Source organism: Anaerolineae bacterium, from assembly GCA_014360855.1.
Classification (GTDB): Bacteria; Chloroflexota; Anaerolineae; order JACIWP01; family JACIWP01; genus JACIWP01.
This window is the reverse complement of sequence record JACIWP010000098.1, coordinates 1-10,661: the sequence shown is the minus strand read 5'-3', so window position 1 is coordinate 10,661 and position 10,661 is coordinate 1. Positions and strand designations below refer to the sequence as shown.

Sequence of the window (10,661 nt, the reverse complement as noted above, 5' to 3'; positions counted from 1 at the left end):
GTCCGGAGGAAGCAGGAGCGGAACAGGAAGATACGGGACAGGAGCTGTCAGAGAAAGAAGAGGGGGAGATATGACGACAGAACTGCCCTTGTTCCCACTGCACACGGTCTTTTTCCCGCGCATGCTGATGCCCCTGCACATTTTTGAGGACCGGTATAAGGTCATGATAGAATACTGCATGCGTCATTCCCGGCCATTTGGTATTGTCCTCATCCGGTCGGGTCACGAGGTGGGAGGGCCGGCGGAGCCGTTCGATATCGGCACCCGCGCCGAAATCCTGCGGGTCATTGAGATGGAAGACCACACCAAACACATCATCGTGCGGGGGCTGGACCGCTTCATTATCCGCGGACTGCGGGAAACGGAGCCGTACCTGGTGGGCGAGGTGGAGGACTTCCCTCTGATTACGGAGGGGGTCGACGAGGCCCTGTTGGCGCGGGTGGAGATCCGCTTTTACCGCTACCTGCGCCTGCTGAAAGAGGCACAGGGGCTTTCCATCACCATCAACAACCTTCCGGAGGACGCCGAGGGCGTGGCCTGGATGGTGGCCTGGGGACTGCAGGTGGACCTGGCCGAGCGGCAGGGCCTGCTCAGCTTGCCGCGCCTGCAGGATATCCTGCTCAAGGAGGAGGCGCTCCTGCACAAAGAGGTCGAGATCCTGCAGATGCTGACGTTGGAGCAGGTGAAGCGGCGCATGCCGCCGGCGGAAATGGGCTATCTGTCCTTTAACTGAAACTCATCCTAAGGGAACGGATAATGCCGCTGGAAAAGGGGTTGGTGCAGGTATACACCGGGGACGGGAAGGGCAAGACAACCGCCGCGCTGGGACTGGCCCTGCGCGCCGCCGGCCACGGCCTGCGGGTGCACATCGTGCAGTTCATGAAAGGATGGATGGAATCCGGCGAACAGCAGGCGGTGGCGTACCTGCCGACCGTCACCCTGGCGCGTTTTGGCCGCCGCGGGTTTGTGCATCCCAAGCATCCCCGCCCGGAGGACTTCGCGCAGGCGCGGCTGGCGCTGGAGGAGGGCCGGCGAGCTATGCACAGCGGGGAGGTGGATATCCTCATCCTGGACGAGGCCATCACCGCCCTGTCGTTCGGCCTGCTCTCCCTGGACGATATCCTGAAACTGCTGGATGAACGGCCGCCGCATATGGAGCTGGTGCTGACCGGGCGCGATGCGCCGGAGGAGCTGTGCCGGCGCGCCGACCTGGTGACCGAGATGTACGCCCGCAAACACCCGTTCGAGCAGGGCATCGAGGCCCGGCGCGGCATCGAGTATTGAGGCCTGGCGGCGGCTTTCACCAGAGGAGACCGCACTGGGGCCGACGCAGTTTCGCCGAAAGCGAAACCTGATGGTATAATATAATTTGGAAAGCGAAGCCGACGGCGGCTTTCGGACGCGTGTCTATTTTTACGGAGGATACCCTATGTCGGGACATTCGAAATGGTCGACCATTAAGCGGAAGAAGGGCGCCCAGGACGCCAAGCGCGGGCAGTTGTTCACCAAGCTGGGCAAGGAGATTGAAATCGCCGCCCGCGAGGGGGCCGACCCCGAGTTCAACTTCAAACTGCGCATGGTGATTGAGAAAGCCAAGGCCGCCAACATGCCGCGCGAGAACATCGAGCGGGCCATCCGGCGCGGCGCCGGCCTGGAAAAGGGCGCGGCGGCCCTGGAGGAGCTGGTGTACGAAGGTTACGGTCCCAACGGGGTGGCCCTGATGATGAGCGTGGTCACTGACAACCGCAACCGGGCGGTGGCGGAGATCCGCCGGCTCCTGGCCCGCAGTGGCGGAAGCTTGGGCGAATCGGGCTGTGTGGCGTGGCTCTTCGACCAAAAGGGATTTATCACCGTGCCCTTGGACGGCCAGGACCCCGACGAAGTAGCGATGATGGCCATTGACGCCGGCGCAGAGGACGTGAACATCAGCGACGACGTGGTGGAAGTATACACCAAGCCGGACGAGCTTCATAAGGTGCGTGAGGCCCTGCAGTCCGCCGGCCTGCAGGTGGAAAACGCCCAGCTCCTGATGAAGCCCAAGTCCACCATCACCCTGGATGAAGAAGCCGCGTTAAAAACCCTGCGCCTCATCGAGGCCCTTGAAGAGCTGGACGACGTGCAGGAAGTGTATTCCAACCTGGAGCTGACGGACGAACTGCTGGCCAAGTACGAGGAGCAGGGATAATTGCGGGTGCTGGGCATTGACCCGGGCACGGCCATCACCGGTTACGGCGTGGTGGAGGAACGGGCCGGCGAGCTTTCCCTGGTGGAATGCGGGGTGATCCGCACGTCCCCGGATGCCGGACTGCCGGCCCGGCTGAAGGAAATTTATCAGGCCGTGCAGGGATTGATCGCCCGATCGGCGCCGGCGGCTGTGGCGATCGAGGCGCTCTTCTTCAACACCAATGTGCGCACAGCGTTCGCCGTGGGGCAGGCCAGAGGGGTCTGCCTGCTGGCGGCGGCGCAAGCGCACCTGCCGGTCTATGAGTATACACCCCTGCAGGTCAAGCAGGCCGTGGTCGGCTATGGGCGCGCCGAAAAACAGCAGATTCAGGAGATGGTGCGCCTGATGCTTCGGCTGGAAGATATCCCGCGCCCGGATGATGCGGCCGATGCCGTCGCCATCGCCATCTGCCACCATCACATGTGGCGGATGCAGGCGCTAACCGACGCCGCACTGCACGAAACCGAGTAGGGGTCAGCATGGCCGGCAAATACCGCCTCCTGGTGGTGGAAGACGAACGCCCACTGCGCAACCTGGTGATGAACGCCCTGACCTCCGCCGGCTATGAGGTCTTCGGCGTTCCCGACGGTCTCCAGGCCATGGAGTTCTTCGCCCAGAACCATGTGGACATGGTCATCCTCGACATCATCATGCCCCAGGTGGACGGCATTCAGGTCTGCCGCTGGATCCGTCAGCGTTCGGACGTGCCTATCGTCATGCTCACCGCGCTGGACCGCACGGAGGACGTGGTGACGGGGTTCGAGGCCGGCGCGGACGATTACATCACCAAGCCCTTTACCTTCGAGGAACTGCGGGCGCGTATCGAGGCCATCTTCCGGCGCATGGAGTGGATGGCACGCCGGCGCCCCCGCAGTGTGCTTTCCTATGAGCCGCTGACCGTGGACCCCAACGCGCACCGTGTGACCCTCGCCGGCCAGGAAGTGCATGTCACCCCCATGGAGTTCGAGCTACTGTATTACTTGATGAGTCACGCCGGCGAGGCCGTCCCCAAGGAGACGCTCTTCCGCGAGGTGTGGGGCTATGAATATGTGGAGGGGCTGAACCTGGTGGAGGTGGCGGTACGCCGGCTGAGGGAGAAGATCGAGCCGGACCCCTCGCGGCCGACCTATATCCAGACCGTGCGGGGCATCGGGTACCGCTTCGTCCCTCCAGAAGCCCAGGGAGCGGCGTCATGATTCACGCGATACGCGGCCGGCTCCGGGGCCGGGGCCGGCAGTATGTGGTGGTGGACATCGGCCCGCTGGATCTGGTGGTGCATGTGCCGGCGTCCCTGCTGGAAGCGGAATGGGACATCGGCGACGCCATCGAGCTGTTCACCTATCTCCATATCCGGGAGAATGAGTGGACGCTGTACGGCTTTGAGTCCCTGGAACAGCGCCGGCTGTTTGAGCTTCTGTTGGAGGTGAACGGCATCGGCCCTCGCCTGGCCCTTTCCATCCTCTCCGCTTTCTCGCCGGAGGTGTTGGTCAGCGCCATCGCCCAGGGCAACGCGGATGTTATCGCGCGTGCGCCCGGCGTCGGGAATAAGGCGGCCCAGCGGGTGGTCCTGCATCTGCAGGACAAGCTGGAGCTGGTGGGGATCGCTGGCGCGGAGCTGGCCAGCGGCGAAACCGACGCAGAGCTGGTAGAGGCCCTGCGCTCGCTGGGGTACAATGTGGTGGAAGCCCAGCGAGTGGTGCAGATGCTCCCCAAGGATGTCACGGATCTGGAAGAGCGCCTGCGGCTGGCATTGATGCAGTTGGGGCGCGCCTGAGCCGGCCTATTTGCCAATACAGAACTCGCTGAAGATACGGTCCAGCAGTTCCTCGTCCGCTGTTTCCCCCGTGATTTGACCCAGTGCGTCCAGGGCCTCGGATAGGTCTATGCTGATGCAGTCGGCCGGCAGGCCCTGTGCCCAGGATGCGCGCGCGGAGCGCACGCTCTCCAGCGCGGCGGACAGCGCCTGCTTATGGCGCGGACTGCTGACCACGGCCTCGTTCTGCGGTGTGACATGCCCACCCAGCACCATATCCAGGATGCGATCTTCCAGTTCGGGTAAGCCCTGGCCGGTCAGGGCCGAGACGTGGACGCGCGGCCGGCCGGCGGGCAAGGCACCCTCGTCCAGCGCCTGCGGCAGGTCGCACTTGTTAATGACGATGAGCGCCGGCCGCTCTCCCAACAGCCCCAGGATGGCCTGGTCCTGGGGCTGGAGGGGCATGCTCCCATCCACCACCGCCAGCACCAGGTCCGCCGTCGCCAGGGCGGCGCGACTGCGCTCCATGCCCAGTTCCTCGATGGGATCGCGCGGCGCATGGTCCAGGCCGGCCGTGTCCACCAGCACCAGCGGGATGCCCTGCAGGTTCAGCGTTTCCTCGACCGTGTCGCGCGTTGTGCCGGGGATGGGAGTGACGATGGCGCGGTTGGTGCGCAGGAGGGCGTTCAGGAGGCTGGACTTGCCCACATTCGGCCGGCCGATGATGGCGGTGCGGATGCCCTGCCGATAGATGATGCCGCGATCCGCCGTCTCCAGGAGATGAGCCAGCTCCCGTTCGATATCCGCCAGCTCTGCCCCCACGTCAATCTGGGGTATCTCATCCTCAGGGAAATCAATGCTGGCGACCACATGGGCCTGGACGCCCATCATCCGCTGGCGGAGCGCGCGAATCCATGCAGACAGCGCGCCGCTGAGCTGACCGACCGCCACCTGCAGGCCGGCGGATGTCTTCGCCCGCACGATATCCAGCACCGCCTCGGCCTGGGCCAGGTCAATGCGGCCGTTGAGGAAGGCGCGCAGGGTGAACTCGCCGGGGCCGGCCAGCCGCGCGCCGGCCAGCAGGCACAGCTCCAGCACCCTGCGGGTGGCGACAATCCCGCCGTGGCAGTTGATCTCGACGACGTCCTGGCGGGTGTAGGTATGGGGCGCCGGCATGAAGCTGACCAGCACTTCGTCCACTTCCTGGCCGCTGGCCGGGTCAATGACATGGCCAAGAATGAGCTGGCGCGGCGGCAGGCCGCCGGCGGCGCGCCTGCTGGCTGGCCGGAACAAGCGCCGTAGGATGCCGGCACTCTCCGGGCCGCTCAGACGCACGATGCCGATGCCGCCCTCGCCCAACGGCGTGGAAATGGCGGCGATGGTATCGTCAAGGCTGTACGATAGGCCGCGGGCCATCGGGTATCCCCTGACTACCTCCCTCCACAGAAGTGTCCTCGGTGACTCTCACCGGATACGTTCGCGCGCCTCCTCCAGGACCGCCTGCAGGTCTGGGGGGAGCGGTGCGGAGAATTCCATCGGCCGGCCCGTGACGGGGTGACGGAAGGACAGCCGCGCCGCGTGGAGGAACTGGCGCGGGCAGGCAAGCCGGCTTCGCCGCCGGCCGTATACCTCGTCCCCCACCACCGGATGCCCGATAAAGGCCAGATGCACGCGGATCTGGTGCGTGCGGCCGGTTTTCGGCATGACCTCCAGCAGGGCGTACTCGCCGAGCGGCTCCAGGACGCGGTACGCGGTGACCGCCGGCCGGCCTTCCGCCACCACTGCCATGCGCTTGCGCTGACGCGGGTCGCGCCCGATGGGCGCGTCGATAAGCCCAGCCGGCGCGGAAGGCATGCCGTGCACCAACGCCAGATAGACCTTTTCCACCTGGCGGGCCTGGAACTGGGCCTGCAGGGCGCCCCGGGCACTGGCCGATTTGGCCACGATCAGCAGGCCAGATGTATCCTTATCCAGCCGGTGCACGATGCCCGGGCGGGGGTAATCCACGCCGGCCTCTTCCTCATCCTCCTCTTCGCTCTCCCACCAGTCCAGCTCTGCCCAGGCGGGGAAGCGCGCCAGCAGAGCGTTGACCAAGGTGCCGCTGGTGTGGCCGGGCGCCGGATGCACCACCATGCCGGCCGGCTTGTTGATGACCAGCAGATGATCGTCCTCGTAAAGGATGTCAAGGGGTATCGGCTCAGGGAGGATGCGGACCTCCTCCGGCGGCGGGATAAGGACGCGAATGTGCTGACCGGGATCCAGGCGAGTGCTGGGACGCGTCGGCCGGCCGTCCAGCGTGACGCGCCCCTCTTCGATCCACCCCTGGATCCGAGAGCGCGAGACATCGGCCAGGTGGTCGGCCAGGAATTTATCCAGGCGCATGCCGGCCGCTTCGACCGGCACCGTGAAAACTCGCTCCTCTTCGAACGGCATGCCACGGTTCCCCATCACGCTATGTCGGGAAGTCTTCGGCGGACCAGGCGCGCGGGTGAAGCAGGAGCCGATAAGCCAGCAAGCCGACGCCTACCACAATAAAGGTATCGGCGAAGTTGAAGACCGGCCACATATGGAAATCCATGAAATCCACCACATAGCCCAGGCGCACGCGGTCGAGCAAATTGCCCAGCGCCCCGCCCAACTGCATGGCCAGGCTGATCTTCAACAGCCATTCATCGCCGGGCACATGGCGGAAGTACAGGGCGATGGCCAGGATGACCACCACCGCCACAATGACCAGCACGACACTGCCGTTCTGAAAGAAGCCGAAGGCGGCGCCGGTGTTGGTCACATAGGTAAAGGAGAAGAGATGGGCCAGCGCCGGCGTGGGCCGGCGTGTCTCATACAGGGCAAGATGGCTCACCACCAGGTACTTGGTGAACTGGTCGAAGGCCAGGAAGACCAGCGCTATGGCCGGCAGAAAGAGCCAGCCTCGCCATCCCTCCGTGTTCGTCTTTGCTTCCGCTGTCTCCATATGCCATACACTCTCCATTAGATGGATGGGGCGGCGGGCCGGCCCACCGCCCCATCGCTTGCGCCATTTTCAGGAGACCCGCAGAATGCCCAGTTCGATGGAATGCTTGTCAATGTCCAGGGAGGCGCGGAAGCTTTCCGCCGGCGCCGGCGCTTGATACAGCGCTTCTGCCAGCGTCTCTGCGCGCACATAATCCCCGAACTGCTCCATGACCCGGGTTAATGTCTCGTCCGCCTGGTAGTAAATGTGGATGCGATCATCCACCTCAAAGCCGGCGTCCTTGCGCATGACCTGGATACGGCGGATGATCTCACGGGCCAGGCCCTCGCTGATCAGCTCGGGGGTCAGGCGCACGTCCAGCGCCACCATATAGCCGGCCTCTTCGACCACCTCGAAGCCCTCGCCGGCGGAGACCTGCACGTTCAGCTCCTCCGGCAGGAGACTGACCTCCTGGCCATCCACGGTCAGGGTCACGGGCTGGCCGGCGCTGACTTTGGCGGCGACCTCCGCCGGGTCGCAGGCCGCCAGCGCGGCGCGGATCTTCGGATACAGCGCGCCGTACTTCTTGCCCAGCAGGCTGGGGATGCCGCTGACCGAGTACTGGATGACGCCCGACAAGTCTTCGACAAGCTCCATCCCCTTCAGGTTCAGCTCATCCACCACCTGATCGCCCAGGCGCTGGAGCGCTTCTTTCTCGGCCGGCGTGCGCACCTTGACCAGGGCCTTGGCCAGCGGTTGGCGCACCTTGATGCCGGCCTTGTTACGGGCGGCATGCCCCAGCCGCACGATGCGCATCACCAGTTGGGTATCCTCGATGAGCTTCTCATCCACCAGCTCGCGCCGGGCCACCGGGAAATCGGTCATGTGCACGCTGGGCGGCGCGTCGGGCCGCACGCTGAGCACCAGGTTGCGGTAGATCTCCTCCGCCACGAACGGCGTGAAGGGGGCCAGCAACTGCGACAGGGTCACCAGGCACTCATACAGCGTCAGGTAGGCGGCGGCCTTGTCGCGATTTTCGCCACTGCGCCAGAAGCGCCGGCGGGAACGCCGCACGTACCAGTTGGACAGGTCGTCCACGAAGTCGGCGATGGGGCGCGTCGCGCCGGTCAGGTCGAAATTGGCCATGCGCGTGTCCACCGTCTCGATCAGCTTGTGCAGTTCCGCCAGTATCCACCGGTCCAGCTCGGGCCGCTCCGACACGGGCACGTCGTGCGCCGTCGGGTCGAACCCGTCCAGGTTGGCGTACAGGACGAAGAAGGCATAGGTGTTCCAGAGCGTCAGCAGGAACTTGCTCACCACCTCGCCAATGAGGTTGAGCGAGACGCGGCGCTCCAGCCACGGCGGTGCGGCGGTGTACAGGTACCAGCGCAGGGCATCGGCGCCATGGGTTTTGATGACGTCCATCGGGTCAATGGCATTGCCCTTGGACTTGCTCATCTTCTCGCCGTCCTCATCCAGGATGAGGCCCAGCACCACGCAGTTGCGGAAGCAGGGCTGGTCGAAGACCAGGGTCGAGATGGCGTGCAGGCTGTAGAACCAGCCGCGCGTCTGGTCCACCGCCTCGCTGATGAAATCGGCGGGGAACTGCTTGCGGAACCATTCCTGGTCGCCGTAGGGGTAATGGTACTGGGCGATGGGCATGGCGCCGGAATCGAACCAGCAATCAATGACTTCCGGCACGCGCCGCATGGTGCCGGCGCATTCCGGGCAGGGATACGTCACCTCGTCGATGTACGGACGATGCAGGTCCATCTCGGCGGGGTTGAGCGCCTTGTACTGATTGGCCCGTTCTTCCCCGACCTTCTGGCGCAGTTCCTGGATGCCGCCGATGCACTCCTGATGTCCGCACTGCTCGCATGTCCAGACCGGCAGAGGGGTGCCCCAGTAGCGATCGCGGCCCAACGCCCAGTCCACGTTGTTGGCCAGCCAGTTCCCGAAGCGCCCGTACTTGATGTGCTCGGGATACCAGTTGATCAGCTCGTTGTTGGCCAACAGGCGGTCGCGCACCCGGGTGGTTTCGATGAACCAGGTGGTCTTGGCGTAGTAGAGCAAGGGGGTGTTACAGCGCCAGCAGAATGGGTATGTATGGCGGTAGGTGGTGGCGCGGTACATCAGCCCCCGCCGGCGCAGTTCCTCGATGATGAGCGGATCGGCATCCTTGACGAACATGCCGCGCCAGGGCGTCACCGCGGAGATGAAGCGGCCGCGCTCGTCCACCGTCTGGATGATGGGCAGGTCGTACTCCTTGCCCAGCTCCATGTCCTCGGCGCCGAAGGCCGGCGCGATATGCACCAACCCCGTGCCCTCGCTGGTGGTGACGAAGTCAGCCTCCACCACGTAGCAGTAATCTTTCTCCACCGGCAGGAAGGTATACAGTGGGTGGTAGTGTCGGCCGACCAGCTCGCGCGCTGACAGCTCGCGGACGATGGTGTACTCGCCCTGCAGGGCATAATCCAGCAGGTCCTTGGCCAGGATGAGCCGTTCCGTGCCGTTGCCGGCGGTCTTCTGCTCCACCATCACATAGGTCACCTCAGGATGGACGGCGACGGCCACGTTGCCCGGCAGGGTCCAGGGCGTGGTGGTCCACACCAGCAGATACGTGCCCGGCTCGTCCACCAACGGGAAGCGCACGAAGATGGACGGGTCCTCCGCCTCCCGATACCCCTGCGCCACCTCATGGTCGGAAAGGGGCGTGCCGCAGCGCGGGCAGTACGGCACCACCTTATAGCCCTGATAGAGCAGGTCCTTTTCCCAGATTTGCTTCAGGGTCCACCAGACCGATTCGATATACTCGTTGTCCAGCGTGACGTAGGGGTTCTCCAGATCGATCCAGAAGCCCAGCCGGTCAGTGAGCTCTTCCCATTCCCGCACGTACTTGAAGACGCTCTCGCGGCATTTCTGGTTGAACTCGGCGATGCCGTATTCCTCGATGGCCTGTTTGCCGGAGAAGCCCAGCATCTTCTCCACTTCCAGCTCCACCGGCAGGCCGTGGGTGTCCCAGCCGCCCTTGCGCCAGACGAAGCGCCCTTTCATGGTCTGGTAGCGCGGGAAGGCGTCCTTGACGGCGCGCGTCAGGGCATGGCCGATGTGCGGGAGGCCGTTGGCCGTGGGTGGGCCTTCGTAGAAGACCCACGGTTCGGCGCCCTCGCGATTGCGCACACTGCGCATGAAGATGTCGTTTTCCTTCCAGAACCTGAGGATCTTCTCCTCCAGGCTCGGGAAGTGGACATGGGCCGGCACGGGTGTGAATCGTTCTGCCATCTCCATACTCCTCCAGTTCGAAAGCCGCCGCATTGGCGGTCAGGGTTCTAAGGCGATGAGCATGCGCTATCCATACGGGCGCGCAGAAGCTCCATGCTCTCGGCAGTGAACAGCATGCCCGGGTGAATACTATGCTCTTATGCAACGACAACGGGCGGATGTTCGATTTCACGCCATGGCGCTTACCGCACCGCCTTCAGCACCAGCGGCAGGCAAAGGCGGTGCTGTGCCGGCGCGCTGATCCAGAAGCCGCCGGAGAGGGTGTAGCCCCCGCCGGAGAGCATCCCGGCATCCGGCTGGCCGGCCGTGCCGTCCAGGGCGTAGCCACCGCCCTCGCTCCAGGTGTATCCCCCGCCGTCTATCGTGCTCCAGGTCAAATCGTAGCCGCCGCCCGGTTGGGCAGAGACGCCGGCGGCGATGGCCAGCGACAGCAGGGCGACCAGGGGTAACAG

General features: G+C 64.6%; 11 protein-coding genes. 6 read left to right on the top strand and 5 right to left on the bottom strand.

The annotated features are described in order from the left end of the window. The first annotated feature begins 70 nt into the window (after positions 1-70). From H5T60_07040 to ruvA, 6 genes are all read left to right on the top strand, one after another. Positions 71-733 (top strand): LON peptidase substrate-binding domain-containing protein, encoded by a 663-nt coding sequence (locus H5T60_07040; GenBank protein ID MBC7242185.1) that lies wholly within the window; start codon positions 71-73, stop codon positions 731-733. Between the two features lie 23 nt (positions 734-756). Next, complete coding sequence (gene cobO, locus H5T60_07035) at positions 757-1,284, top strand: cob(I)yrinic acid a,c-diamide adenosyltransferase (GenBank protein MBC7242184.1); 528 nt, start codon at positions 757-759, stop codon at positions 1,282-1,284. A gap of 145 nt (positions 1,285-1,429) precedes the next feature. Then, on the top strand, positions 1,430-2,185 hold the full coding sequence (locus H5T60_07030; GenBank protein MBC7242183.1) for a YebC/PmpR family DNA-binding transcriptional regulator: 756 nt from the start codon (positions 1,430-1,432) through the stop codon (positions 2,183-2,185). Further along, positions 2,186-2,695, top strand: a complete 510-nt coding sequence (gene ruvC, locus H5T60_07025; GenBank protein MBC7242182.1) for a crossover junction endodeoxyribonuclease RuvC — start codon at positions 2,186-2,188, stop codon at positions 2,693-2,695. Positions 2,696-2,703: 8 nt separating this feature from the next. After that, positions 2,704-3,420, top strand: coding sequence for a response regulator transcription factor (locus tag H5T60_07020; GenBank protein MBC7242181.1), 717 nt, complete (start codon positions 2,704-2,706; stop codon positions 3,418-3,420). Then, positions 3,417-3,998, top strand: a complete 582-nt coding sequence (gene ruvA / locus H5T60_07015; protein MBC7242180.1) for a Holliday junction branch migration protein RuvA — start codon at positions 3,417-3,419, stop codon at positions 3,996-3,998. Before H5T60_07020 ends, ruvA begins: the two co-directional genes overlap by 4 nt. A 6-nt stretch (positions 3,999-4,004) precedes the next feature. Here the strand turns inward: ruvA and mnmE are convergent, their stop codons facing one another. The 5 genes from mnmE to H5T60_06990 form a co-directional block, all read right to left on the bottom strand. Continuing rightward, positions 4,005-5,393, bottom strand: coding sequence for a tRNA uridine-5-carboxymethylaminomethyl(34) synthesis GTPase MnmE (mnmE, locus tag H5T60_07010; protein MBC7242179.1), 1,389 nt, complete (start codon positions 5,391-5,393; stop codon positions 4,005-4,007). Between the two features lie 48 nt (positions 5,394-5,441). Then, complete coding sequence (locus tag H5T60_07005) at positions 5,442-6,410, bottom strand: RluA family pseudouridine synthase (protein ID MBC7242178.1); 969 nt, start codon at positions 6,408-6,410, stop codon at positions 5,442-5,444. A 19-nt stretch (positions 6,411-6,429) separates the two neighbouring features. Beyond that, positions 6,430-6,948, bottom strand: a complete 519-nt coding sequence (gene lspA / locus H5T60_07000; GenBank protein ID MBC7242177.1) for a signal peptidase II — start codon at positions 6,946-6,948, stop codon at positions 6,430-6,432. 69 nt (positions 6,949-7,017) lie between these two features. After that, positions 7,018-10,215 (bottom strand): isoleucine--tRNA ligase, encoded by a 3,198-nt coding sequence (locus H5T60_06995; protein MBC7242176.1) that lies wholly within the window; start codon positions 10,213-10,215, stop codon positions 7,018-7,020. A 176-nt stretch (positions 10,216-10,391) separates the two neighbouring features. Beyond that, positions 10,392-10,661 (bottom strand): hypothetical protein (locus H5T60_06990; protein ID MBC7242175.1); only part of this gene is annotated, 270 nt, incomplete at its 5' end.